At 64.5% G+C, this 25,525-nt stretch carries 23 protein-coding genes and 2 pseudogenes; 18 read left to right on the plus strand and 7 right to left on the minus strand.

What is annotated here, in order from left to right; all coding sequences use genetic code 11:
* Positions 1-546: 546 nt before the first annotated feature.
* Together EJA05_RS24755 and EJA05_RS24760 are read right to left on the minus strand one after the other, a co-directional pair.
* Positions 547-2,040 carry a CoA-acylating methylmalonate-semialdehyde dehydrogenase gene (locus EJA05_RS24755; RefSeq protein ID WP_110992890.1) on the minus strand — a complete coding sequence of 498 codons (1,494 nt, stop codon included), beginning with the start codon at positions 2,038-2,040 and terminating at the stop codon, positions 547-549.
* A gap of 71 nt (positions 2,041-2,111) precedes the next feature.
* Entirely contained in the window at positions 2,112-3,458 is a 1,347-nt protein-coding gene (locus EJA05_RS24760; RefSeq protein WP_125465650.1) for an aspartate aminotransferase family protein, read from the minus strand.
* A 118-nt stretch (positions 3,459-3,576) separates the two neighbouring features.
* On the opposite strand from EJA05_RS24760, the gene EJA05_RS24765 reads away from it, so the two are divergent.
* The 5 genes from EJA05_RS24765 (at position 3,577) to EJA05_RS24785 (ending at position 8,000) form a co-directional block, all read left to right on the plus strand.
* Positions 3,577-4,494, plus strand: coding sequence for a LysR family transcriptional regulator (locus tag EJA05_RS24765; RefSeq protein WP_110992892.1), 918 nt, complete (start codon positions 3,577-3,579; stop codon positions 4,492-4,494).
* 85 nt (positions 4,495-4,579) lie between these two features.
* Positions 4,580-5,242 carry a TetR/AcrR family transcriptional regulator gene (locus EJA05_RS24770; protein ID WP_125465651.1) on the plus strand — a complete coding sequence of 221 codons (663 nt, stop codon included), beginning with the start codon at positions 4,580-4,582 and terminating at the stop codon, positions 5,240-5,242.
* A 9-nt stretch (positions 5,243-5,251) separates the two neighbouring features.
* Positions 5,252-5,836 (plus strand): IMPACT family protein, encoded by a 585-nt coding sequence (locus EJA05_RS24775; RefSeq protein ID WP_125860503.1) that lies wholly within the window; start codon positions 5,252-5,254, stop codon positions 5,834-5,836.
* Positions 5,837-6,274: 438 nt separating this feature from the next.
* Positions 6,275-6,961, plus strand: coding sequence for an SDR family oxidoreductase (locus EJA05_RS24780; RefSeq protein WP_125860504.1), 687 nt, complete (start codon positions 6,275-6,277; stop codon positions 6,959-6,961).
* Between the two features lie 88 nt (positions 6,962-7,049).
* Entirely contained in the window at positions 7,050-8,000 is a 951-nt protein-coding gene (locus EJA05_RS24785; RefSeq protein ID WP_125860506.1) for an adenosine deaminase, read from the plus strand.
* On the opposite strand, the gene EJA05_RS24790 is transcribed toward EJA05_RS24785, so the two are convergent.
* Entirely contained in the window at positions 7,997-8,707 is a 711-nt protein-coding gene (locus EJA05_RS24790) for an ArsR/SmtB family transcription factor (protein WP_125465655.1), read from the minus strand. The genes EJA05_RS24785 and EJA05_RS24790 overlap by 4 nt on opposite strands.
* 510 nt (positions 8,708-9,217) lie before the next feature.
* Here EJA05_RS24790 and EJA05_RS28525 point away from each other — a divergent pair.
* Positions 9,218-9,415 carry a hypothetical protein gene (locus EJA05_RS28525; protein WP_125465656.1) on the plus strand — a complete coding sequence of 66 codons (198 nt, stop codon included), beginning with the start codon at positions 9,218-9,220 and terminating at the stop codon, positions 9,413-9,415.
* On the opposite strand, the gene EJA05_RS24800 is transcribed toward EJA05_RS28525, so the two are convergent.
* On the minus strand, positions 9,366-10,547 hold the full coding sequence (locus EJA05_RS24800) for a multidrug effflux MFS transporter (RefSeq protein ID WP_125860508.1): 1,182 nt from the start codon (positions 10,545-10,547) through the stop codon (positions 9,366-9,368). The genes EJA05_RS28525 and EJA05_RS24800 overlap by 50 nt on opposite strands.
* Positions 10,548-10,793: 246 nt before the next feature.
* Here EJA05_RS24800 and EJA05_RS24805 point away from each other — a divergent pair, with 246 nt between their 5' ends.
* The gene (locus EJA05_RS24805) at positions 10,794-12,566 is read left to right on the plus strand and encodes a hypothetical protein (RefSeq protein ID WP_125860510.1); all 1,773 of its coding nucleotides are present in this window, start codon (positions 10,794-10,796) and stop codon (positions 12,564-12,566) included.
* 51 nt (positions 12,567-12,617) lie between these two features.
* Here the strand turns inward: EJA05_RS24805 and EJA05_RS24810 are convergent, their stop codons facing one another.
* Complete coding sequence (locus EJA05_RS24810; protein WP_125860512.1) at positions 12,618-12,815, minus strand: cation transporter; 198 nt, start codon at positions 12,813-12,815, stop codon at positions 12,618-12,620.
* Positions 12,816-12,961: 146 nt separating this feature from the next.
* On the opposite strand from EJA05_RS24810, the gene EJA05_RS24815 reads away from it, so the two are divergent.
* From EJA05_RS24815 to EJA05_RS28960, 5 genes and pseudogenes are all read left to right on the plus strand, one after another.
* On the plus strand, positions 12,962-13,348 hold the full coding sequence (locus EJA05_RS24815; RefSeq protein WP_125465659.1) for a hypothetical protein: 387 nt from the start codon (positions 12,962-12,964) through the stop codon (positions 13,346-13,348).
* A gap of 54 nt (positions 13,349-13,402) precedes the next feature.
* Entirely contained in the window at positions 13,403-15,802 is a 2,400-nt protein-coding gene (locus tag EJA05_RS24820; protein ID WP_125860514.1) for a heavy metal translocating P-type ATPase, read from the plus strand.
* Positions 15,799-16,197, plus strand: a complete 399-nt coding sequence (gene cueR / locus EJA05_RS24825) for a Cu(I)-responsive transcriptional regulator (RefSeq protein WP_125860516.1) — start codon at positions 15,799-15,801, stop codon at positions 16,195-16,197. Before EJA05_RS24820 ends, cueR begins: the two co-directional genes overlap by 4 nt.
* 426 nt (positions 16,198-16,623) lie before the next feature.
* Positions 16,624-17,556: pseudogene (locus EJA05_RS28955) on the plus strand (HAMP domain-containing protein); the annotation flags it as partial.
* A 261-nt stretch (positions 17,557-17,817) separates the two neighbouring features.
* Positions 17,818-18,414 (plus strand): annotated as a pseudogene (locus EJA05_RS28960) (methyl-accepting chemotaxis protein); the annotation flags it as partial.
* An 88-nt stretch (positions 18,415-18,502) separates the two neighbouring features.
* Here the strand turns inward: EJA05_RS28960 and EJA05_RS24835 are convergent.
* Complete coding sequence (locus EJA05_RS24835) at positions 18,503-19,291, minus strand: AraC family transcriptional regulator (RefSeq protein ID WP_125860518.1); 789 nt, start codon at positions 19,289-19,291, stop codon at positions 18,503-18,505.
* A 50-nt stretch (positions 19,292-19,341) separates the two neighbouring features.
* Positions 19,342-20,619, minus strand: a complete 1,278-nt coding sequence (locus tag EJA05_RS24840; protein ID WP_125465664.1) for an acetyl-CoA C-acetyltransferase — start codon at positions 20,617-20,619, stop codon at positions 19,342-19,344.
* 114 nt (positions 20,620-20,733) lie between these two features.
* On the opposite strand from EJA05_RS24840, the gene EJA05_RS24845 reads away from it, so the two are divergent.
* From EJA05_RS24845 to EJA05_RS24870, 6 genes are all read left to right on the plus strand, one after another.
* The gene (locus EJA05_RS24845) at positions 20,734-22,086 is read left to right on the plus strand and encodes a 3-oxoacyl-ACP reductase (RefSeq protein ID WP_125860520.1); all 1,353 of its coding nucleotides are present in this window, start codon (positions 20,734-20,736) and stop codon (positions 22,084-22,086) included.
* Position 22,087: 1 nt separating this feature from the next.
* Positions 22,088-22,939, plus strand: a complete 852-nt coding sequence (locus EJA05_RS24850) for a MaoC family dehydratase (protein ID WP_125860522.1) — start codon at positions 22,088-22,090, stop codon at positions 22,937-22,939.
* A gap of 128 nt (positions 22,940-23,067) precedes the next feature.
* The gene (locus EJA05_RS24855) at positions 23,068-23,373 is read left to right on the plus strand and encodes a MazG-like family protein (protein WP_125465667.1); all 306 of its coding nucleotides are present in this window, start codon (positions 23,068-23,070) and stop codon (positions 23,371-23,373) included.
* Positions 23,370-24,119 (plus strand): methyltransferase domain-containing protein, encoded by a 750-nt coding sequence (locus EJA05_RS24860; RefSeq protein WP_125465668.1) that lies wholly within the window; start codon positions 23,370-23,372, stop codon positions 24,117-24,119. The genes EJA05_RS24855 and EJA05_RS24860 overlap by 4 nt, the downstream gene beginning before the upstream one ends.
* A 21-nt stretch (positions 24,120-24,140) precedes the next feature.
* The gene (locus tag EJA05_RS24865; RefSeq protein WP_125860524.1) at positions 24,141-24,776 is read left to right on the plus strand and encodes a DUF4136 domain-containing protein; all 636 of its coding nucleotides are present in this window, start codon (positions 24,141-24,143) and stop codon (positions 24,774-24,776) included.
* 20 nt (positions 24,777-24,796) lie between these two features.
* Entirely contained in the window at positions 24,797-25,357 is a 561-nt protein-coding gene (locus EJA05_RS24870) for a DUF4136 domain-containing protein (RefSeq protein WP_125860526.1), read from the plus strand.
* Positions 25,358-25,525: the final 168 nt, after the last annotated feature.

Below are 25,525 nucleotides of genomic sequence, written 5' to 3' on the forward strand. Positions count from 1 at the left end.
TTTTAAAACCCTAAACTTGGCTCAGCAATCTCAAATGACTATGTGATTTCTCGCATGGCCACTTGTGATGCTGATAATCTTTTTGACTATCAGTCCGTACTCACAAGCACCCACACGAATTGCTTGATTCAATTTATTAAAGAGCGTTTGGCTAAGAGCTTTTCGTCTCAACCGAGGCGCGCATTCTACGCTTCCTCATTGGCTGTCAAGCGTTATTTTTTGAAGTTCTTCCGAGAAACTCGTTTAGCTTCAACCGCTTAACTCGCTGCGATCTCTCGTAGCGGGAGGCGAATCATACAGCGTTACAACCTGCTGTCAACTGCCTTTTTCACCGCTGCCGATCCTGAGACCGAAACGCCTCCGGAGCTTTCGATTCGCTTAACTCGTTGAATTTCAAGGAGTTTTGCGTTCCGTTGTCGCTGGAAGTGGGGCGCATTATAAGGGGATCTGAAACCCCGTCAACCTTTAATTTCAAGAAAGCTTCATTTGCCTGAAAACAAAGCGGGGAGGCCTGTCGGCCTCCCCGCTTTTATATAGCAACCGCGCTTACAGGCTAGGGAACGCGAACTGCGACGCCTCGTGGCTGGCGCGCTGCGGCCAGCGCTGGGTGATCGCCTTGCGACGGGTATAGAAACGCACACCGTCTGGCCCATAGGCATGCAGGTCACCGAACAGCGAACGCTTCCAGCCACCGAAGCTGTGATACGCCACCGGCACCGGCAGCGGCACGTTGACCCCGACCATGCCCACTTCGATTTCGTCGCAGAACAGCCGCGCCGCTTCACCGTCACGGGTGAAGATACAGGTCCCGTTGCCATACTCATGATCGTTGATCAACTGCATGGCCTGCTCCAGGCTGTTCACCCGCACCACGCACAGTACCGGCCCGAAGATCTCTTCCTTATAGATGCGCATCTCGGGGGTGACCTTGTCGAACAGGGTGCCTCCGACGAAATAGCCATCTTCGTTACCCGCCACACGCAAGCCACGGCCATCGACCACCAGCCGGGCACCAGCGGCGACGCCGTCGTCAATGTAACCCAGCACCTTGTCACGCGCTGCGGCAGTCACCAGCGGCCCCATGTCCAGGCCACAGGACGTGCCGGCACCGATCTTCAGCGCCTTGATCTGTGGCTCGAGCTTGGCAATCAGGGCATCGGCCACCTGGTCCCCCACACACACGGCCACCGAAATGGCCATGCAGCGCTCGCCGCAAGAACCATAGGCAGCCCCCATCAGCGCGCTCACCGCGTTGTCGAGGTCAGCATCCGGCATCAGCACGGCATGGTTCTTCGCTCCGCCCAAGGCCTGGACGCGCTTGCCGCGCTTGGTGCCCTCGGCATAGATGTACTCGGCAATCGGGGTCGAACCGACGAAGCTCAGGGCTTTCACCTCCGGCGCCTCGATCAGCGCATCGACCGCTTCCTTGTCGCCGTGCACCACATTGAGGATGCCCTTGGGCAGGCCGGCTTCCAGCAACAGCTGGGCAATATAGAGGGTAGAGCTCGGGTCGCGCTCGGACGGCTTGAGGATGAATGCGTTGCCGCAGGCGATGGCCAGTGGGTACATCCATAGCGGCACCATGGCCGGGAAGTTGAACGGGGTGATACCAGCCACCACGCCCAGCGGCTGGAAGTCGGACCATGCATCGATGTTCGGGCCAACGTTGCGGCTGTACTCACCCTTCAGTACTTCTGGCGCAGCGCAGGCGAACTCGACGTTCTCGATACCGCGCTTCAGTTCGCCGGCAGCGTCTTCCAGCGTCTTGCCGTGCTCCTCGCTGATCATCTGCGAGATCTTCGCTTCGTTCTGCTCAAGCAGCTGCTTGAAACGGAACATCACCTGGGCGCGCTTGGCTGGTGGGGTGTTGCGCCAGGCCGGGAAGGCGGCCTTGGCCGAATCGATGGCTTCCTGGACAGTGGCACGGCTGGCCAGCTCGACCTTGCGCACGGCCTGGCCGGTAGACGGGTTGAAGACATCGGCGGTGCGCTCGCCCTTGGTGACCAGCTCGCCGTGGATCAGGTGCTGAACAATGCTCATGCAGAACTCCAGATAAAGAAGGTAGTGCCAGGCCCGTGTCGTTCACGCGCCTGGCATCAGAATCAGAAAGATCAGTCGATTTTGTTGAGGGTTTCGCCTACCGCGTCGAACAGGCGGTCCAGCTCCTGCGGCTGGGTATTGAAGGTTGGCCCGAACTGCAGGGTGTCGCCGCCGAAACGCACATAGAAGCCGGCTTGCCACAGCTTCATCGCGGCCTCGTAAGGGCGGACGATGGCATCACCGTCACGCGCCCCAATCTGGATCGCGCCGGCCAGGCCGTAGTTGCGGATATCTACGATGTTCTTGGTGCCCTTCACTCCATGCAGCAGCTTCTCGAAGTGCGGCGCAAGTTCGGCGGCGGACTGCACCAGGTTCTCTTTCTGCAGCAGGTCCAGCGCGGCGATACCGGCGGCGCAGGCGACCGGGTGCGCCGAGTAGGTGTAGCCGTGGGGGAATTCCACCGCGTACTCAGGGGTCGGCTGGTTCATGAAGGTCTGGTAGATCTCGCCAGTGGCGATCACTGCGCCCATCGGGATGGCGCCGTTGGTGACCTGCTTGGCGATGCACATCAGGTCTGGGGTCACGCCGAAGGCCTCAGCACCGGTCATGGCGCCCATGCGGCCAAAGCCGGTGATGACTTCGTCGAAGATCAGCAGGATATTGTGCTGCGTGCAGATCTCACGCAGACGCTTCAGGTAACCCTTCGGCGGTGGCAGCACGCCTGCGGAACCGGCCAGTGGCTCGACGATCACTGCGGCGATGTTCGAGGCATCGTGCAGTTCGATCAGCTTGAGCATCTCGTCGGCCAGGGCGATACCGCCCTCCTCCGGCATGCCCTTGCTGAAGGCGTTGGCCGGCAGCACGGTATGAGGCAGGTGGTCGACGTCCAGCAGCTGGCCGAACATCTTGCGGTTGCCGTTGACGCCGCCCAGGCTGGTGCCAGCGATGTTCACACCGTGGTAGCCACGGGCACGGCCGATGATCTTGGTCTTGGTGGCCTGGCCCTTCAGGCGCCAGTAGGCACGGACCATCTTCAGCGCGGTGTCGGCGCATTCGGAGCCGGAGTTGGTGTAGAACACGTGGTTCAGGTCACCTGGCACCAGGTTGGCAATTTTTTCGGCCAGCTGGAACGACAGCGGGTGACCGAACTGGAAGGCCGGGGAGTAGTCGAGCGTCGCCACCTGGCGGGCCACCGCTTCGCTGATTTCCTTGCGGGTATGCCCGGCGCCGCAGGTCCACAGCCCCGACAAAGCGTCGAAGATCTTGCGGCCCTTGTCATCGACCAGGTAGTTGCCCTCTGCCGCCACGATCAGGCGCGGGTCGCGGTGGAAGTTACGGTTGGCGGTGTAGGGCATCCAGTGGGCATCCAGCTTGAGCTGGCTGGCCAGGCCGGAATGGGCGGTTTCGGGCATGTTCATCGGCGGTTCCTCGGAAGACGATTAGGCAACGATGGATGTTGTTGCAGCTAAATTCGCACGGGGATAAAGTCCGGAAAACCCAACATTTCTAATCTTCAGTCAGCAGATAACTAAACATATGAGCCGACGCCCCGATCCCCTCGCCCAAGTCAGTGATTTCGATATTCGTTTGCTGAAGATCTACCGTAGCGTGGTGGAATGCGGCGGTTTCTCCGCGGCAGAGAACGTGCTGGGTATCGGCCGCTCGGCGATCAGCCAGCAGATGAACGACCTCGAGCAGCGTCTGGGCCTGCGCCTCTGCCAACGCGGGCGCGCCGGTTTCTCGCTCACCGAAGAGGGCCGTGAGGTGTACCACTCGGCCTTGCAGTTGCTCAGCGCCCTGGAATCGTTCCGCACCGAGGTCAATGGCCTGCACCAGCATTTGCGCGGCGAGCTGAACATCGGCCTCACCGACAATCTGGTGACCTTGCCGCACATGCGCATCACCCACGCCCTGGCCGAACTGAAGGACCGCGGCCCCGACGTGCGAATCCAGATCCGCATGATCGCCCCCAGCCAGGTCGAACAAGGCGTGCTCGACGGCAGCCTGCACGTCGGCGTGGTGCCGCAGACCAGCCCGCTGTCGGGCCTGGAGTACCAACCGCTGTACAGCGAGCGCTCGCTGCTCTACTGCGCCGTCGGCCACCCGCTGTTCTACGCCGATGACCAGCAGATCGACGACGAGCGCCTCAACAGCCAGGACGCCATCGCCCCGACCTTCCGCCTACCCGCCGACATCCAGGCGCACTACCAGGCGCTGCACTGCACCGCCAGTGCCTCGGACCGCGAAGGCATGGCCTTCCTGATCCTCACCGGGCGCTATATCGGTTACCTGCCCGACCACTACGCCAGCTTCTGGGTGCAGCAAGGCCGCCTTCGCGCGCTCAAGCCCGCGCAACGCTTCTATGACCTGGGCCTGAGCTGGGTTACGCGCAAAGGCCGACGTCCCAACCTGGTACTGGAAAGCTTCCTCGAGAGCCTGGCTGCGACACGTTGATACTTATCCAGGCCGCAAATGCTTGTCACTTCGGCACAGGCAGGTAATCTGTCGAACATTCGTAACGACCCGTCCGGAATCGTCCATGACCCTAGAAGTCCCTGCGCATCGCTCCCCCGCCTCGGGCAAGCCCGCCGGCCGCATCCGCCAGAAGAACGAGCAGGCCATCATCCAGGCCGCCGAAGACGAATTCGCCCGCCACGGCTACAAGGGCACGAGCATGAACACCATCGCGCTCAAGGCTGGGCTGCCCAAGGCCAACCTGCACTACTACTTCACCAACAAGCTGGGCCTGTACATCGCGGTGCTGAGCAACATCATCGAACTGTGGGACAGCACCTTCAACGCCTTGAGCGTCGACGACGACCCCGGCGAAGCGCTGAGCCAGTACATCCGCACCAAGATGGAGTTCTCCCGGCGCAACCCGCAGGCCTCGCGGATCTTCGCCATGGAAGTGATCAGCGGCGGCGAGTGCCTCACCGAATACTTCAGCGCCGACTACCGTGAATGGTTCCGTGGCCGCGCCGCGGTATTCCAGGCCTGGATGGAGGCCGGCAAGATGGACCGGGTCGACCCCGTGCACCTGATCTTCCTGCTGTGGGGCAGCACCCAGCACTACGCCGACTTCGCCACCCAGATCTGCCAGGTCACCGGCCGCAGCCGCCTGACCAAGCAGGACATGGAAGACGCGAGCAACAATCTTATCCACATCATTCTCAAAGGCTGCGGCATCAACACGCCCGCCTGACCCGGACCTATGCCTTCTACCCTGCTCGACCTCTGCGAGTTCCGCGAGGAAATCCGCAAGAGCCGTTTCATCACCCTGGCCGGCCCGATCGCCAGCCCTGCCGAGGCAATGGCCTTCATCGAACGCCACAGCGACCTGGCGGCCACCCACAACTGCTGGGCCTGGAAGCTCGGTGGCCAGTACCGCAGCAGTGACGACGGTGAACCAGGTGGCACCGCCGGGCGCCCTATCCTCGCCGCCATCGAGGCACAGGATTGCGACCAGGTGGTGGTACTGGTGATCCGCTGGTACGGCGGCATCCAACTGGGCACCGGTGGCCTGGCCCGCGCTTACGGCGGCGGCGCCAACAAATGCCTGCAGCAAGCGCCCAAACGACTGCTGGTGCAGCGCAGCGAATTTACCTGCAGCTGTACCTTCAGTGAGCTGGCACTGGTCAAGCTGCGCCTGGCGGAGGTAGACGGCCTGGTGCTGGACGAACAATTCACCGCCAATGGCGTCGACCTGCATATCGCACTGGGCGATACACACCAGCACACCCTGCAACAACAACTGGCCGACCTGAGCCGCGGGCGCATCCTGTTGGAACGCTGCTGAGCGTTGCCCACAACTACTGTGGGCCCGCCTGTGGATAAGCTTGGGGCATTCTTGCCCAGGCCTTGCGCTCCAAGGCTCGCAGCGCTTTGATCATATTTTGATCACAATCATGTGACGGTGACCCAAGTCACTGAAACCCGGTGAGTTATCCCCAACCTTGAACACAGCTACGCACTGAAACCAGCGTTTCAGCGGCAATTTGCTTGCGCACAATAACTGTGGAGCAGCCTGTGGATAACCCGTTAGCCAGTCAGCCAAAGCCCGATTCCATCGGCTGCGCAGCGAGCTGTTCATTTTTTGTACAGCCCTCATCGGCCGCACAGGCCTGCGACGCATTACTGGGATATGCTCCTCATCCACGCCCTGCGCATATGAGGGCGCCCACACTTTGCCATGGGGCGAGCAGCCACTCGTTTCACCCAATCAAGGAGCATCGCAATGACCGCGAACAAGACCGCCCTGATCATCGGCGCCTCCCGAGGCCTCGGCCTGGGCCTGGTACAACGCCTGCGCGAAGATGGTTGGAACATCATCGCCACCGTACGTGATCCACAGCAGCCCGGCGCCCTCGGCGAGGTAGCGGGCGTGCGTATCGAGCGCCTGGAGATGAACGACACCGCCCAGCTCGATGGCCTCAAGCAACGCCTGCACGGCGAAGTTTTCGACCTGGTGTTCGTCAACGCCGGCGTAATGGGCCCGCTGCCGCAGGACCTGGAGAGCGTCCAGGTACCGCAGATCGGCGACCTGTTCATGACCAACGCCGTGGCCCCTATCCGCGTCGCCCGGCGCCTGGCCGGCCAAGTGCGTGAAGGCACCGGCGTGCTGGCGTTCATGAGCTCGATCCTGGGCAGCGTGACCATCCCCGACGGCGGCGAGATCTGCCTGTACAAGGCCAGCAAGGCCGCGCTCAACTCGATGATCAACAGCTTCGTGGTCGAGCTGCAGCGCCCCGACCTGTGCGTGCTGGCCATGCACCCGGGCTGGGTGAAGACCGACATGGGCGGCGAGAACGCCGAGATCGACGTGCTCACCAGCACCCGTGGCATGCTTGAGCAGATCAAGGCCCAAAGCGGCAACGGCGGCCTGCGCTTCATCAACTACAAGGGCGAAGCACTGATCTGGTAAGCCCCGGGCGATACAGGCCCGGGTGGGCGCATTGCCCGGCCGGGCCCTGTAGAATGGCGGCCAACCGTACCTGATCGAGATTGCACACATGTATGACTGGCTGAACGCCCTTCCCAAGGCGGAACTGCACATGCACCTGGAGGGCTCGCTGGAGCCCGAACTGCTGTTCGCCCTGGCTGAACGCAACAAGATCGCCCTGCCCTGGGCGGATGTGGAAACCCTGCGCAGCGCCTACGCCTTCAACAACCTGCAGGAATTCCTCGACCTCTATTACCAGGGCGCCGACGTACTGCGCACCGAGCAGGACTTCTATGACCTGACCTGGGCCTACCTGCAACGCTGCAAGGCGCAGAACGTTATCCACACCGAGCCCTTCTTCGACCCGCAGACCCACACCGACCGTGGCATCCCCTTCGAAGTGGTACTGAGCGGCATCAACCGGGCGCTCAAGGATGGCCGCCAACAACTGGGCATCAGCAGCGGCCTGATCCTCAGTTTCCTGCGCCACCTGAGCGAAGACGAAGCGCAGAAGACCCTCGACATGGCCCTGCCCTTCCGCGACGCCTTCATCGCCGTGGGCCTGGACAGTTCGGAAAAAGGCCACCCGCCGAGCAAGTTCCAGCGCGTGTTCGACCGCGCCCGCAGCGAAGGTTTCGTGGCCGTGGCCCATGCCGGCGAGGAAGGCCCGCCCGAGTACATCTGGGAAGCCCTCGACCTGCTCCAGATCAAGCGCATCGACCATGGCGTGCGCGCCATCGAAGATGAGCGCCTGATGCAGCGCATCATCGACGAACAGATCCCGCTGACCGTCTGCCCACTGTCCAACACCAAGCTGTGCGTGTTCGACCACATGAGCCAGCACAACATCCTCGACATGCTCGAGCGCGGTGTGAAGGTCACGGTCAACTCCGATGACCCGGCCTATTTCGGTGGTTACGTCACCGAAAACTTCCACGCCCTGCACCAGCACCTGGGCATGACCCAGGACCAGGCTCGTCGCCTGGCGCAGAACAGCCTGGACGCCCGCCTGGCAGGCTAACCCACCTGCCGGGCAGGAAGGCTTGCGATACCGTTGATCTGCTGAAGGCCGAGCGGGGTAACATGCACCGCCCGGCTACCTTCCTGTTCACGCACCCAGCCCGACTGCACGAACAGTTTGAGCAGGGCCTGCCCCAGGCTACCGCCAAGGTGCGGCCCCTGATCGCTCCATTCGCTGCAATGGCAGATCACACAATCACGTGGCTGCCCCGGTGCCAGCGCATCGATGTATAGCCCCATCGCCTGCAGCCGTAGCCGGCCTTCCTGGCTCACGAACAGTTGCTGCTCGCTGCCTTCCAGCCATCCGGCGGCAAGCAGGCGCTGGTATAGCTCGGCAACCACTTCGCCGCCCAGGTGATCGCCGCACAGACGCGCCTTGCGCATGGACAGTGGTATCTGCCGCGGCGAGCCGGCGTGGGCTCCCGCACGGCTCTCGAGCTGCACGCTGGCCAACGCCTCCACCGCCGCTATCACCTCTGGGTTGGCCAGACGGTAGAAGCGTTTGCGCCCGCGAATTTCCAGCCGCAGCAAGCCTGCGCCAGCCAGCAGGGTCAGGTGCGAACAGGCCGAGGAGACGCTCAGGCTGGTCATGCTCGCCAGCTCGTCCGCCGCACGCGGAGTACCATCGATCAGTGCCCATAACATGGCACTGCGTTTGGGTTCTGCCATCAGGCCGGCGGCCTGGCTGATACTGTGGACTGCGTTCATCAACCTGAAGCTCCCTGAAAGTTCTCGTCCGAAAAACCAGAGCGAACCTGCCGGTCTCATCAAGGTGGCCCAGACTAGGGTGTCGATGAATGATCGGCGAATGGTGCGATACCCCTGCACATCCCTGAGCGCTGGTTCGCCCTTCTGGCGGGGAAGTATCTCTGGCTGGCACTGGCTGCCGGGAGCAGTATAAGCCGCGTGAAAGCACGCGCCCTGCCACTGGTGGAGCGCAGCCGTAGAGGGGAGCACCTGGCTGTCACGGTCGGCGGCAGGCACTTGGCAAGGCCTTTTCCCCCGTGCCACAGCGCCCAAAGCCTGCAACGGCCAGCCGCCCCAGTTGCATCGCCCGACAATACCGACAGTGCCCTACATAACTTTCGGGCATCAAACCAGAAAGCTTCCCGGCTCCTGCCCGCCATGACCGTCAGTCCGAGTACTGATATCGGTCATGGCGAGCGCCTTGGGCGGCGCTAAACTTCATCGGCGCTCGCTCACTGGAGGTGGATCGCGATGAAGATTGTCGTCTGTGCGTCGAACCGAAACCCCAATTGCCCGTGGCAGGTCCAGCTTGATCAGCACGTCGTGAGTTTTCGCAGCGAAAGCGAAGCGCGTGCCTTCGTCGCCCTGCTGGAAACGCGGCTCAATGCCCCCCACCCGCTCACGCAGAGCGCTTGGCCTGCAAGCGTCGGGTCAGCACTTCGACACTGACCACCAGCGCGCCGCACAGGCTGATCACCAGCGCCATGGGCACCGCGCTGCCGTCGTGTAGCACGCCAACCAACGCCGCCGCACCGGCGGCGACGCTGAACTGCAGGCAACCCATCAACGCCGAGGCACTGCCGGCCCGCGCACCTTGCCCGCTCATGGCGCAGGCCGAGGCGTTGGGAATGATGCATCCCAGGCTGGAGATGCACACGAACAGCGGTACCAGCAACGGCCACAGTGCGGCCGGGTGCAGTGCCGCCACCGCCAGCAGTAGCAAGGCAGCCGCCAGGTACAACCACACCGCGCGGGCCAGCAGGAAGGCCGGGCCACGCTTGGCCAGCAAGCGGGCATTGACCTGGGCCATGAGGATGAACCCTGCGGCGTTGCTACCGAACAGCCAGCCATAGTGCTCCGGCGCTACGCCGTACAGCTTGATGAAAACGAACGGCGAACCGGCGATATAGGCGAACATCCCGGCAATGGCGATGCCACCGGTCAGCGCATGGCCAACAAAAGCCCGGTCAGCCAGTAACCGCAGGTACTGGCGCAAGGCGCCAGACAAGGGTTGGCGCGGCACATGCGTCGGCAGGCTTTCCGGCAAGCCCAGGCCAACGGCCAGCAGGCACAGGCCGCTGAACAGGCTCAAGGCGAGGAAGATCGATTGCCAGCCGGCCACGTTCACCAGCACGCCACCGAGCATCGGCGCCAGGATCGGCGCCAGTCCCATCACCAGCATCAATTGCGAGAACACCTTGGCCGAGGCCACCGGGTCGCACTTGTCGCTGACGATCGCCCGCGACAAGACCATGCCCGCACAGCCGCCCAGCGCCTGGACGAACCGCGCCAGTATCAAAGTGTCGAGGTTCGGCGCGAAGGCACAGGCCAGGGAGGCCAGGGTGAACAGCGCAACACCGAACAGCAATGGCTTGCGTCGACCAAAGCGATCGGCCACCGGCCCATAGGCCAGTTGCCCAAGGGAGAGGCCCAGGAAATAGGCAGCCAGGGTTGTCTGGACATGTTTTTCATCGGTGGCGAACGCCTGAGCCATGGCCGGAAAGGCAGGCAGGTAGAAGTCGATCGCCAGGGGCCCGAACGCACTCAATGCGCCCAGGATCAGCACCATTCGCAGGTTCATCAGGAATCCATAGCAGGCTAAGCAAGTGCCCAGTCTACCTGTACCGCTCGCGGACGCTATCAAAACCTGGCAAAGCACGGTCGATCCGTCTCGAACAAGCGCCTGAGACCTAGCAGAAATGCCAGGTTACACACTCTCGGCTGACTTCTAAGATCGCAATCAACGTCCAGGACCCAGTACAGGCTCGTGCCCCAGGCCTGGATGGCCTGTGTCCCTTTGGCCTATGTCAGACAGCAGGAGATAAACATGAACATGTCCCCCACAGGGCCAGGCATCAAAGCGGCTGCCGAACTCTACTTCACCGACCTGAATGACTCGCCCGCCAACCCGCGATTGGGCATCGGCTACGAGCTGCTGAAAAGTCCGATCAGGCTGCATGCGGGAATGCCGATCACACCCCGGAACGGCGATTCGGCCATTTTGTACTGGAACAACCAGCAGGTGGATCGCATCGACATCAACGCAGAGAACATCGACAAACCACGGCTGGAGTTCAGCGTCCCCACTCTTTACATCCAACCGCCCCAAGGGTCGGTCTACTACGAATACACGGACACCGATGCCGGCAACACCACGCCAAGCCTGACGCGGACCATCGCCGTCAATACCCTGGTACCCGGCGGGCCGGGGCCCGATCTGAACCCTCCGTTCAACGACAACCTGCAAGCCTGTGTCGTCACTCCCAATCCTGTCACCAGCCTGAGCGCCTCGGTCACCGTACAAGTCCCCCAGTGGCTGAACAAGGAAGCAGGGGATGAACTGGTCGTCACCTGGGGAAGCATTCCGGTCGCTCACCCCAAGGTCACCAACCCTAACGGTGGCGAGACAGTGACTATCCCGGTGGATGTGCTCATGCAGGCGGGAACACAACCCAGCCTGCCGGTGTTCTATGAAATCCGCGACAGCGTCGACAACTACTCACGCCTGGCCCGACCGACCCAGGTACCGGTGCAGTTGCCCGCGCCCCAGGTCATCGCCAATGGCAGCGTCGTCACGCAGATCGACCTGAACGGGCTCAACCAGCTTGAAGCCAGAATCTCCAACTACGGCATGGAACAAGGCGACACGGTGACCGTCGTCTGGAGCGGGGTCGTCGTACGCCAGAAAACCGAGCCGGTCGTGGTGACCGGCCCATTACCAATCCCACTCGATCTGGCATGGGCACAGGAAAACAAGGATCGCCAGGTAACCGTGACCTATGTGGTCACGCGCAATGGCAGGACGATGTCGTCATCCCCAGTCACGCTCCAGGTCGTGGAGGGTGACGAAGGGATATTTCTGCCTCCCCCCACGGTCAACGACCTGCAGAACGGTCAGCTCGACTACTACTGGTTGCTGGATAACCGCGGTGGCGAGGCCACCATCGTCGTACCCGCTTACACTGGCATGAAACCAGGCCATTCCGTGAGGGTCACCTGGGCCAACAACATCAATTGGAACACTGAAGCGAAGACCGTCGGCACCATCGGCCCGATGGAGTTCAAGATCCGCAATACCGAGATCATCGACACCATCGGCGGGTCGGCCAACGTCAACTACACCGTGGTCACCGCCACGGGCGCTCCTCCCGTGGCATCGACGCACACCGTATGTCGCGTCAAGGACAATCCTCCACCCTTCGAGTCGATGCCACCGCCCACGCTGCAAGGGCTGAACCTGCGGATTCCCAAGAGCGGGCAGACTACCTGGGCCGTAAGAGTGCGCTGGTATCACCCGGAGTCGGGCTGGCAACAGGAATCGCCAATACTCCATTACGGTTACAACGGTCAGCCCTATCTGGATTACACGGTGCCCCAGGCATGGGTCACCGCGAACAGAGGGAGGCTGGTCTATATCAGCTATTCCATGAGCGTTGGCACTGACCGAATCCGGATTTCACGCTACCTGCGCTACAACGTCGCGGCAGCGGACCAACCGGTCAGCACCGGCATTTCTCAGGGTAGCGACCCAGCGACCCAGGCACTGGCCGACAGCCTGCTATCGATGCTTCAGGCACTCAAGCGTTGGTTCAACTCCTGATCGCTGCAAATGAGGGCCAAGGGTGCAACACTGCCCCTCGGCCCTCAATCTTCAGACGCTGCTTGCCTGATACCCCTCATCGCGGATCGCCGTCAGGATTTGCTCCACACCGAGCGCGCTCTCCACACGCACTTGTGCACCCGCCAGGTCCACTTCGACACGTGCCTTCGAATCCAGCTCCTGCACCGCACGCGTCACGGCCTTCACACAGTGACCACAGGTCATGCCTTTCACATTGAACACTTGCATGGGTGTTGCCTCCTTCAGGATTTTGCGCAGTCTCAGGGTTGCCATCGGGGTAAGGTCAAGTTTCGTCTGCAACGGCCGGGCTGGAAATCCGCGCCCCGCTCGGCCAAGCTTCGCCTCTGACGATTTTGCCAAGCAGGAGATTCTTCATGATCAGGACCGCATTGACCCTCGCCGGATTGCTCGGTGCGCTGGCCGTGGTGCCACCGGCCAGCGCCGAGGGCAACTCGGACTACAGCGTGCTGATCATTTCCCGGGAGCGCCTGGAAGTGGCCACCAATTGCGAGATCGGCATCTACCTCAACGATCAGTTGTCCGGCCGGGTATTCCAGGAGCAGTCGACCTCCTTCAACCTGCCCGCCGGCCCGATCGATGTGCGCCTGCGCCTGCTACCTGGGCAGAGCCCCGGTTGCGCCCCCGGCATCGAGGACCAACGCAGCACGCGCCTGACCTTGCAGGCGGGCCAGATCAACAAATACCGCATTGCCATGGGGCACAATGGCCTGGTGCTCAAGCGAGCCAGCCTGGGCTATTGACCTTGCCAGCATGGCAAGGTTGATGCTGCTGGCTTGTCCACGGAGGAAAGAGCCATGCCCGCATCCACCATCTTCGACCTGCCGATCGCCGGCATGACCTGCGCCAGCTGCGCAGGTCGGGTCGAGCGCGCGCTGCGCAAGGTCACTGGCGCAGAACAGGTCAGCGTCAACCTCGCCACCGAACAGGCCCGGGTCCAGGCCCCGGCCGACAGCCTGCCGGCGCTGGTCGACGCAGTGCGCGAGGCAGGCTACAGCGTGCCCACCCGCACCCTCGAACTGCAGATCGGCGGCATGACCTGCGCCAGTTGCGCCGGCCGTGTCGAGCGCGCCCTCGGCAAAGTGCCGGGGGTCGAGCAGATCAGCGTCAACCTGGCCAGCGAACGCGCCCACCTCGAAGTGCTGCAGGCCGTCGATGACGCCGTGCTGATCGCGGCGGTGGAGCATGCCGGCTACAGCGCCACCCTGCCGCGCACCGCACACGATGACCTGGCCCAGGCGCAACGCCGCTTGCGCAACGAACGCCTGGCCGTCGGCGCCGCCCTGCTACTGGCGCTGCCATTGGTGCTGCCGATGCTGGTGCAACCGTTCGGCCTGCACTGGATGCTGCCGGCCTGGGCGCAGTTCCTGCTGGCCACACCAGTGCAGTTCATCCTCGGTGCACGCTTCTACGTCGCCGCCTGGAAGGCCGTGCGCGCCGGGGCCGGCAACATGGACCTGCTGGTCGCCCTGGGCACCAGCGCCGGTTACGGCCTGAGCCTGTACCAATGGGCCAATGCCCATGCCGGCATGGAGCCGCACCTGTATTTCGAAGCCTCGGCGGTGGTGATTGCCCTGGTACTGCTCGGCAAATACCTGGAAAGCCGCGCCAAGCGCCAGACAGCCAGCGCCATCCGCGCCCTCGAAGCCCTGCGCCCGGAGCGGGCGGTGCGGGTGGTCGATGGTCATGAAGAAGACGTGGCAATCAGCCAACTGCGCCTGGGCGACCTGGTGCTGGTCAAACCTGGCGAGCGCTTCCCGGTCGACGGCGAAGTGCTCGAAGGCAGCAGCCATGCCGACGAAGCGCTGATCAGCGGTGAAAGCCTGCCTGTCCCCAAACAACCCGGCGATGCCGTCACCGGCGGCGCCATCAACGGCGAGGGCCGGCTGCTGGTGCAGACCCGCGCACTGGGTACCGAAACCGTGCTGGCGCGCATCATCCGCCTGGTCGAGGACGCCCAGGCAGCCAAGGCACCGATCCAGAAACTGGTCGACCGGGTCAGCCAGGTGTTCGTCCCCGCCGTGCTGGTGCTGGCGCTGCTCACCCTGGTGGGCTGGTGGCTGGCCGGCGCGCCGCTGGAAACCGCGTTGATCAACGCCGTTGCCGTGCTGGTGATCGCCTGCCCCTGCGCCCTCGGCCTGGCCACGCCCGCCGCGATCATGGCCGGCACCGGTGTCGCCGCCCGCCACGGCATCCTGATCAAGGACGCCGAAGCACTGGAACGCGCCCATGCGGTCAACCGCGTGGTATTCGACAAGACCGGCACCCTCACCTCCGGCAGCCCGCGCATCGTCCACAGCCAGGCGGCCAGTGGCGACAAGGGTGAGCTGCTGCGCCTGGCCGGGGCCTTGCAACGCGGCAGCGAACACCCACTGGCCAAAGCGGTACTCGACGCCTGCAGCGAACAAGGCTTGCAAGTGCCACAAGTAAATGACAGCCAGTCCCTGACCGGCCGAGGTATTGCCGGCCTGGTGAATGGTCGCGATCTGGCGCTGGGCAATCGCCGCCTGCTCGATGAAAGCCAGTTGCTGCCCGGTGGGCTGGCGGCCAGTGCCCAGGCCTGGGAGGCCGAGGGCCGCACCCTGTCCTGGCTGATCGAACGGGGCAGCCAACCCCGCGTGCTGGGCCTGTTCGCCTTCGGCGACAGCCTCAAGCCCGGCGCGGCCCCGGCCATCGACGCCCTGCACGCCCGTGGCATCAGCAGCCACCTGCTGACCGGCGACAACCGTGGCAGCGCCAAGGTCGTCGCCGACGCCCTGGGCATCGACGATGTGCATGCCGAAGTGTTGCCGGCCGACAAGGCCGCCACGGTTGCCAAACTCAAGCAGGATGGCGTGGTGGCCATGGTCGGCGACGGCATCAACGACGCCCCCGCCCTGGCCGCCGCCGACATCGGCATCGCCATGGGCGGTGGTACCGACGTGGCCATGCAGGCCGCCGGCATCACCCTGATGCGCGGCGACCCACGCCTGGTGCCCGCCGCGCTGGAGATCAGCCGCAAGACCTACGCGAAGATCCGTCAGAACCTGTTCTGGGCCTTCATCTACAACCTGGTCGGCATCCCCCTGGCAGCCTTTGGCTACCTCAATCCGGTGCTGGCCGGCGCCGCCATGGCCCTGTCCAGCGTCAGCGTGGTGAGCAATGCCCTGTGGCTGAAAACCTGGAAACCCACCGGCACCGACCAGGAGGCGCCATGAACATCGGCCAGGCCGCCCGCCACAGCGGGCTCAGCGCCAAGATGATCCGCTACTACGAATCCATCGGCCTGCTGCGCCCGGCCAGGCGCAGCGACAGCGGCTACCGCCTCTACGGCCCGCAAGACCTGCACAGCCTGGCGTTCATCAAGCGCTCGCGTGACCTGGGCTTCTCGCTGGAAGAAGTGGCAAAACTGTTGACCCTGTGGCAGGACCGCCAACGGGCCAGCGCCGACGTGAAAGCGCTGGCCACCCAGCACATCGATGCGCTCAACCGGCGTATCGAAGAGCTGGTCAACCTGCGCGATACCCTCGGTGAGCTGATCGCCCACTGCCAGGGCGACGACCGCCCGGATTGCCCGATCCTCAAGGACCTGGCCAATGGTTGCTGCCACTGAACCCAGGCCAGTGCGTGGGAGTGGCGGTGCGCCGCCGCGACTTGCCCCGCGATCGTGCCAAACCGGCCGATCGCGGGGCAAGCCCGCTCCCACGCCTCCTTGCCTCTCAATCGCTGCACTTGGTATGCCATATTAGCCAACCCCGACCGATTCCCCCTCAAACACCCGTTTAATCCAATAATTACGGGCATTTCCCTTCAAGAAACCCAGACGCTGCCGATGCCCTGAGTACCTGCCTCGTGTATCGAAAAAAATAATCTGGGAGCGTGGATGAACATCAAGCAAAAACTGACCTGGGCGTTCGCCGTCATTGCCGGCCTGCCCATCGTCATCGTCGCCACCCTGGTAGTGGTCAACCTGCGCGGTGAAGCCCGTGACGATTTCCTCGACAACAGCAGCCGGGAAATCCGTCAGGTCGGCAACGCCATGAACCTGTTCTTCCAGGGCATCACCCAGAACGTCGACTACCTCGCCGCGCAGCCGTTGGTGGCCGCCAGCGCCGACAACGTGAAAAAGCACATCAGCGCCGATGCCGCCAACATTGCCCCTGGCGAGCAGGACAAGGTCCTGTTCGACCTGTTCAGCCGCCTGGCCCAGAGCCACCCGGACTACGCCTATGTGTCCTACGGACTGAAGGACGGCGGCTATGCGTTCTGGCCCGGCGATCCGAAAATGGCCAACTACGACCCGCGCACCCGCCCCTGGTACCAGGCCGCCATGGCCAACCCTGGCAAGACCCTGCGTACCGCGCCTTACTATTGGGCCGGTGACGACGCCGTACTGGTCAGCACCGTGCGCGCCGTGGCCAACCAGCTGGGCAACCCGGGCGGTGTGGTCAACATCGACGTGTCGCTCAAAGGCCTGACCGAGATCGTCAAGCAGATCAAACTGGGCGAAAGCGGCTACCTGATCCTGATGGAAAACAACGGCAACGTGATGGTCGACCCCCGCGATGCCAGCCACAACTTCAAGCAGCTTTCCAGCTTTGGCGATGGCTATGCCGAGCTGGCCAAGGCCGGCAAAGGCCTGGTCGAGGTCGAGATCAACGGCGAGCGCTTCATGGCCAACGTCTACCCTGACGAACAACTGGGCTGGACCTTCATCGGCCTGATCCACGAAAGCGAAGTGATGCAGACCACCACCCGCCTGACCTGGCTGATCGGCGCCGTGGCGCTGATCCTCGCCGCCGTGTTCGCGGTGGTCGGCGCGGCCTTCGCCAAGCTCATCGTGCGCCCGATCAACAGCGTCACCCATGGCCTGGAAGACATCGCCCAGGGCGAAGGCGACCTGACCCGCAACCTGGAAATCCGCGGCCGCGACGAAACCGCGCAGCTGGCCAGCTGGTTCAACCAGTTCCTCGGCGCCATTCGCAGCCTGATCCAGCACATCGGCACGGCGGCCAGCCAGATCCTCAGCACCTCCAGCAGCTCGACCCGGGTCTCCGCCGACATGAGCGAAGCCGCCGGGCGCCAGCGCGAAGCGGTGGACATGGTCTCGACCGCCTTCCACGAGATGGTCGCCACCGCCAACGAAGTGGCGCGTTCGTGCAGCCAGGCCGCGCAGTCCGCCGACAGCGGCCAGCAGCAGGCCCGTGACGGCCAGCAGCAGATCGACGCCGCGGTGCAGAGCGTCGACCGCCTGAGCCGTGAGATCGAGCAGTCGGCGCAGTCGATCCAGCAGCTGGAACGCGACAGCAACGCCATCCAGTCGATCCTCGGCACCATCCGCTCGATCGCCGAGCAGACCAACCTGCTGGCGCTCAACGCCGCCATCGAAGCCGCCCGCGCCGGCGAGCAGGGCCGTGGTTTTGCCGTGGTCGCCGACGAAGTCCGCGCCCTGGCCAAGCGCACCGCCGATTCCACCGCCGAAATCGACGGCCTGCTGGGCAACCTGGCCAGCCGCACCGCCGAAGTGGCCGAACAGATGCACGCCAGCATCGAGGTGTCGCAGCAGTCGGTCAGCCGCATCGGCCTGGCCCGCGACAGCTTCGGCCAGATCCGCGAGTCGGTGGATGTGATCCGCGACATGAACACCCAGATCGCCACTGCCGCCGAAGAGCAGCACCAGGTGGCCGAGGACATCAACCGGCACATCAGCCAGATCCATGGCGATGCGCAGCTGGTGGCCGAGCTGGCCCAGGCCGCGCGACAGGACTCCGAGAGCCTGGCCGGGCTGTCCAACGAGCTGGATGCCCTGGTGCGACGCTTCCGCACCTGATATTCCCTATCGCCGGCAAGCCAGCGCCCTGTGGGAGCCGGCTTGCCGGCGATAGGCCCTTGAATGCGACACAAGGCCCACAGGGGCCTTACAACCTCAACTCCCCCGGCGTCGCCCCGAACAACTGCTTGAACGCCGCAATGAAGGCCGACGTAGAGTCATAGCCACAGCCCAAGGCCGCGTCCGTCACACTCTCCCCCGCCTCCAGCAGCGCCAGCGATGACAAAAGGCGCATGCGCTGGCGCCAGTTGCGAAAGCTCAACCCCGTTTCACGCTGAAACAGGCGCATCAAGGTCTTCTCCGACACCCCCAACTGCACCGCCCATTGCTGCAAGGTCTGCGGCTGGTCGGGCGCGGCGATCAGCCCGTTGCACAGCGCCAGCAGGCCGGGATGGCGGGGCAACGGCAGGGAGAACGCGACTTGCGGCAAGAGGCGCAACTGGTCGAGCAACACCGACACCAGGCGTGCCTCGACACTGTCGCCTTCGGGGTAGTCCACGGCAAAGGTGCAGAACTGCTTGATCAGCTCCCGCGCCAGCGGCGTCACCTCCAGCACCCGGCACTCCTGCGTGGCCCAGGGGCAGGCATCGCGGCGCACGTACAAGCTGCGCATCTCGGCCTGCATCGAAGTCACCACCTCGTGCTCGGCCCCCGCCGGTATCCACACCCCCCACTGCGGCGGGGCGAAGTAGCTGCCGTCACGGGTATACACGCCAAGCACGCCGCTGATGGCGTAGGAGAACTGCACCCAGTCATGCTGGTGGCGCGTGGTCCAGGAGCCGGCACCGAGGCTTTCGGCACGGGCGTAGAGTGGCCTGGGCAGATGGTCCAGGGCGGGGATGGGGCGCGGGGCGGGGGTCTGTCCGACGGTCGACATGGCTGGGCCTGTTGTTTCTGATCGGACAAGACTAACAGCCCCGCGCCGGCTTAGCGCTCGACGATGGCCGTCACCCCCTGCCCGCCCGCCGCGCAGATCGAAATCAGCCCACGCCCCTTGCCGCGCCCGGCCAACAGCTTGGCCATGTTGGCCAGGATGCGCCCGCCGGTCGCCGCGAACGGATGCCCGGCGGCCAGCGAGCTGCCCTTTACATTGAGCTTGCTGCGGTCGATGGCCCCCAGCGGTGCGTCCAGCCCCAGGCGCGTGCGGCAGTAGTCGGGGTCTTCCCAGGCCTTGAGCGTGCACAGCACCTGCGCGGCGAAGGCTTCATGGATCTCGTAGAAATCGAAGTCCTGCAGGCGCAGGCCGTTGCGCGCCAGCAGCCGTGGCACCGCATACACCGGCGCCATCAGCAGGCCCTCCTGGCCGTGGACGAAATCGACGGCGGCGTTCTCGCCATCGACCAGATACGCCAGCACTTCCAGGCCATGGGCCTGCGCCCAATCATCACTGCCCAGCAGCACCAACGAGGCGCCATCGGTCAACGGCGTGGAATTGCCTGGCGTCAGGCTGCCCTGGCCGCTGCGATCGAACACAGGCTCAAGCCTGGCCAACTGTTCCAGAGTGAGGTCGGGGCGCAAGTTGTTGTCGCGGGTCAGGCCCAGGTAAGGCGTCAGCAGGTCGTCGTGCCAGCCTTCGGCGTAGGCGGCGGCCAGTTTCTGGTGGCTCTGCAGCGCCAGTTCATCCTGCGCCGCCCGCTCGACCTGCCAAAGCTGCGCCATGCGTTCGCAATGCTCGCCCATCGACAGCCCGGTGCGCGGTTCACCGTTGCGCGGCAGTGCAGGCTTCAAGTGCCGTGGGCGCAACTTGAGGAAGGGCTTGAGGCGTTCGCCCAGCGTCCGGCCACGGTGGGCCTGCAGGAGAATCTGGCGCAGGCCCTCGTTGACCGCGATCGGTGCATCGGAGGTGGTGTCGACGCCGCCGGCAATGCCACTGTCGATCTGCCCCAGGGCAATTTTGTTGGCGACCAGTAGCGCGGCCTCCAGCCCCGTGCCGCAGGCCTGCTGGATATCGTAGGCCGGGGTGCATGGCGACAGGCGCGAGCCGAGCACACATTCGCGGGTCAGGTTCATGTCGTGGGAATGCTTGAGCACCGCCCCCGCCGCCACTTCACCGAGGCACAGGCCGTGCAGGCGGTAACGCTCGATGAGGCCCTCCAGCGCCGCCGTCAGCATCGCCTGGTTGCTGGCCCGGGCGTAGGCGCCATTGGAGCGTGCGAAGGGAATCCGGTTACCACCCAGGATCGCGACCCGGCGAGTTGAACGCATGCCTGTAACTCCAGAAGCAAATTGATCCGTAAGCGTAGTTCTTTTCGCCTGGTAGAACGCCCCTGCCACAAACATGGTCCACACTTGCATGCTTGCCTTCAGGGAGATCCGTACATGAGTGATCGCTATCTCGGCTTTGCCAACTCCAACCTCGGCCGGCGCCTGGTCGATGCCCTTGGCCTGCCACGCCCGGCCCCGCTGGAACGCTGGCAACCAGGCCGCCTGCGCCCGGTGGAAGGCGCCCTGGTGCTGGGCGGCGGGCCACTGGCCAGGCAGGTTGAGAGCATTGCCCCGCGCCTGACCGGCGAATGCTACAGCTTCAATGACGACAGCCTGCAATCGCCGGCCTGGGTTGCAGGCCTGGGGCCAAAACCCAAGGCGCTGGTGTTCGATGCCAGCGCGTTGGCCGATAGCGACCAGCTCAAGCAATTGCGCGAATTCTTCCAACCGCTGCTGCGCAGCCTGGCGCCTTGCGCCCACGTGGTGATCCTCGGCCGCCCCCCGCAGGCCACCGCCAATCCGCAGGCCAGTGTTGCCCAGCGCGCCCTGGAAGGCTTCAGCCGTTCCCTGGGCAAGGAGTTGCGCAACGGCGCCACCGCCAACCTGCTGTATGTCAGCGCCGATGCCGAGGACCAGCTGGAGGGTGCGCTGCGTTTCTTCCTTTCGCCCAAAAGCGCCTTCATCAGCGGCCAGGTACTGCACCTGAGCGCCTGCGCCGCCCAGGTCGGTGACTGGACCCGCCCGCTCGCCGGGCGCCGGGCCCTGGTCACCGGCGCCGCCCGTGGTATCGGCGCGGCCATCGCCGAAACCCTGGCCCGTGATGGCGCCGAGGTGACCCTGCTCGACGTGCCCCAGGCGCAAAAGGACCTCGACGCCCTCGCCGAGCGCCTGGGTGGCCGCGCCCTGGCCCTGGACATCTGCGCCGCCGACGCCGCCACGCAACTGGTCGAAGCGCTGCCCGATGGCCTCGATATCCTCGTGCACAACGCCGGCATCACCCGCGACAAGACCCTCGCCAACATGACCCCGGAGTACTGGGACGCGGTGCTGGCGGTCAATCTCAAGGCGCCGCAAGTGCTCACCCAGGCGCTGTTCGAGGCCGGCAAGCTGCACGATGGCGCACGCATCACCCTGCTCGCCTCGGTCAGCGGCATCGCCGGCAACCGTGGCCAGGCCAACTACGCGGCGAGCAAGGCCGGGCTGATCGGTTTTGCCCAGGCCTGGGCACCGACACTGGCCAAGCACGGCGCCAGCATCAACGCAGTGGCCCCCGGCTTCATCGAAACCCACATGACTGCCGCCATGCCCATGGGCCTGCGCGAGGCCGGGCGACGCCTGAGCTCGCTGGGCCAGGGCGGGCTGCCGCAGGATGTCGCCGAAGCCATCGCCTGGCTCAGCCAGCCGGGTTCGGGGGCGGTCAACGGCCAGGTCCTGCGCGTTTGCGGGCAGGCACTGATAGGAGCCTGACATGACCTTGACCTGGCACGACCTGCACAGCCCCGACGCACGGGTCAACCTGTACCTGCGCGCCCTGCGCAAACGCAAGATCAGCGCCACGCAGCTCCCCGAGCAAGGCTTGCGCTGCTTCCTGCGGGTCGACCCGAACCACCTGGCGGCCTACCGCCGGCTCTGTCACTTCCCCGACGATGGCCGCCTGCCGGGCACCTACCCGCACATCATGGCGTTCACCCTGCAGTTGCAACTGCTGACCGCCAACGCCTTCCCCTTCCCGCTGCTGGGCATGGTGCATCTGCATAACAGCATCGAAGTGCTGCGCCCGCTCGGCGGCATCGACGGGCTGCGCTTCGCCGTGCATGCACAGAACCTGCAGGCGCACGACAAAGGCGGCACGTTCGACCTGATCACCGAGGCCGAGGATGGCCTGGGCCTGCTCTGGCGCGAGACCAGCCGCATGCTGGTGCGCGGGCTGAAACTCGACGCCAGCGCGCAACCAGCCGGCGAAACCGCCCCCACTGAGCTGCCCGAAGCCACCCGCTGGTACGCCGACAGCGATATCGGCCGGCGCTACGCCCGGGTGTGCGGTGACTACAACCCGATCCACCTGAGCGCGGCCAGCGCACGCCTGTTCGGTTTCCCCAGGGCCATTGCCCACGGCATGTGGAGCAAAGCCATGGCGCTGGCGGCGCTGCAGGGCCATCTGCCGAAGGCCGGCTATGGCTTCGAAGTGGATTTCCACAAGCCGGTTCGGCTGCCGTCGGAAGTCGTGCTCAGTGCCAGTGCCGCGGCGCCAACGGGTGAGCTGCGCTTGGATGGGCATGGCGGACTGCTGCACATGGTAGGTCGCTGGCGCTCATGCTGATCATCGCGGGGCAAGCCCGCTCCCAGGCCAACTGTGGGAGCGGGCTTGCCCCGCGATAAGGCCACCACTGATGTCACTTGCTTTACCCTCGACCTCGCCGGAAGCTATGCGCCACGAGGAGAACCCCGATGAACCTGCAAGAACTGACCGAACGCCTGCACCGGATCCGCGACACCAACGACTGGCGCGGCTTCCACAGCCCGAAGAACCTGGCCATGGCTGCCAGCGTGGAAATGGCCGAGCTGGTGGAAATCTTCCAATGGTTGAGTGAAGACCAGTCACGCCAGTTGCCCCCGGAGCAACTGGCCCATGCCGGCCAGGAGGTCGGCGACATCGTCCTCTACCTGTTGCTGCTGTGCAGCGAGCTGGGCCTGGACATGAACGACGTGGTACGGGCCAAGCTGGCCGACAGCGAGAGGCGCTTCGGCAAATGAACGACCGTCACTTCGATGAACTGGCCACCCGCTTCGCCGAGAAGATCTACGGTGGCGCCAAGGGTGCGATCCGCCTGGCGGTGCTCCAGGCCGACCTCGCCGACGCCCTGCCCGACCGCCCGCTGCGCATCCTCGACATCGGCGCCGGCCTCGGCCACATGGCCCTGTGGCTGGCCCAGCGCGGCCACCAGCTGACCCTCGCCGAGCCCGCCGAGCCGATGCTCGAAGGCGCCCGTACCCGCTTCGCCGAGGCCGGCGTGCAGGCCACGTTCATCCAGGCGCCGTGGCAGGACCTGCTCGGCCAGCTGACCGAACCCTACGACCTGGTGCTGTGCCACGCGGTACTGGAATGGCTGGCCGAACCGGAAAGCATCCTGCCGGTACTGCACCAGCTGACCGCCCCCGGCGGCTGGCTGTCGCTGGCGTTCTACAACCGCGACGCGCTGGTCTACCGCAACCTGCTCAAGGGTCACTTCCGCAAGTTGCGCAGCAACCGCCTGGCCGGTGAAAAGCAGAGCCTGACCCCGCAAAAACCACTTGATCCGCGCCAATTGCGGGCGCAACTTGAACCTCTGTGGCAGGTCGAAAGCGAAAGTGGCGTGCGCGTGTTCCACGACTACATGCCCAAGGAATTCCAGGACAAGGCCGAGCTGCTCGACCTGCTGGAAATGGAACTGGCGCACCGCCGTCACCCGAGTTTCGCCGGGCTCGGCCGCTACCTGCACTGGATCTGCCGCCCGCACTGACCCCAACGGCCAGGAGGAACCATGCCGTACCGCTTGCTCTGCCTGGCCCTCTTGCCATTCGCCCTGGCCGCCTGCCAAAGCAGCAACCCCTACGTGGCCAGTGGCAACCCCATCCCGCCGGCCCCGCCCCAGGCCGCCGGCACCTTCGATGCCAGCGCCTACCCGACGCCACCGCGCGACTATGGCCGCTACCGCAGTTGGAGCTGGCGCGACAACCAGCAGCCCATCGGCCTGGCCAACGGCGAACCGGGGCAACTGGCCGACGCGGTGAGCAGCGCCCTCGATCAACAAGGCCTGCGCCCGGCCCGGGGTGGCGCGCCAGACTTGCTGGTCAGCGCCGACATCCGCCTGGAGCGGCGCCTGCGCCAGGTGCGCGACTACGACAGCTACGACCCCTACTACGGGCCCTACCCTTACGGCAGCGTCGGCTACGGCGGCTACCGCAACGGCTACGGCGCCTATGGCAGCGTACCGATCGTGCGCACCTACCAGGTCGAGGTCATGGTGGTGCGCATCGACCTGTTCGACGCGCGCAACGGCCAGCCGGTGTGGAGCGCCAGCGCCGAAAGCGGCAGCGACAAGGACTCGCCGCGCGAGCGCGAGAGCGCCCTGCGCGAATCGGTGAGCAAGGCACTGAGCGGCTATCCTCCCAGTTAACTTTTTAACGGAGAACCATCATGTTGCGACGTCTGGTTGTACTGTCCTTCGCGCTGCTGCTCGGTGCCTGTGCGAGCAACAACGTCCAGCAGGATTTCGATGCCAGCCGCGATTTCGCCGCCTACCGCAGCTGGGCCTGGCAGGAGCCCGGCCTGCAGTACCGGCCGGATGACCCGCGGATCAAGAGCGACCTCACCGAGCAGCGCATCCGCCAGGCCGTCGCCGGCCAGCTCGACCAGCGCGGCCTGCGCCCGGTACAGGGCAACGCCAAACCTGATGTGAAAGTGCGCGCCTACCTGATCGTCGAGGACCGCCAGCAGCAGGTCACCACCAACTACGGTGGCGCCTGGGGCGGCTATTGGGGGGGCTACTGGGGCGGCCCGATGTACAACGAGACCCGCAGCGTCGACTACAAGGTGGCGACCATCCAGGTCGACCTGTTCGATGGCCGCGACGGCAAGCTGGTCTGGCGCGGCAGCGCCGAGCAGATCATGAACAACTACCCGCCCAGCCCACAGGAGCGCAACACAGCGATCCAGAAAACCGTGACCCAAGTGTTGAGCAACTACCCACCCCATTGAGTGAGTGGTGGCCCCATCGCCGGCAAGCCGGCTCCCACAGGTACAGCGCCGCTCTGCAGACATTCGCCACACCTGTGGGAGCCGGCTTGCCGGCGATAGGCCGTGACAGACAGTCCACGACCTATACCCCAATCAAGGCAACATGCCACCACCTTGACTACACTCCCT

Origin of the sequence: Pseudomonas oryziphila (assembly GCF_003940825.1) — a bacterium.
GTDB classification, from domain to species: domain Bacteria; phylum Pseudomonadota; class Gammaproteobacteria; order Pseudomonadales; family Pseudomonadaceae; genus Aquipseudomonas; species Aquipseudomonas sichuanensis.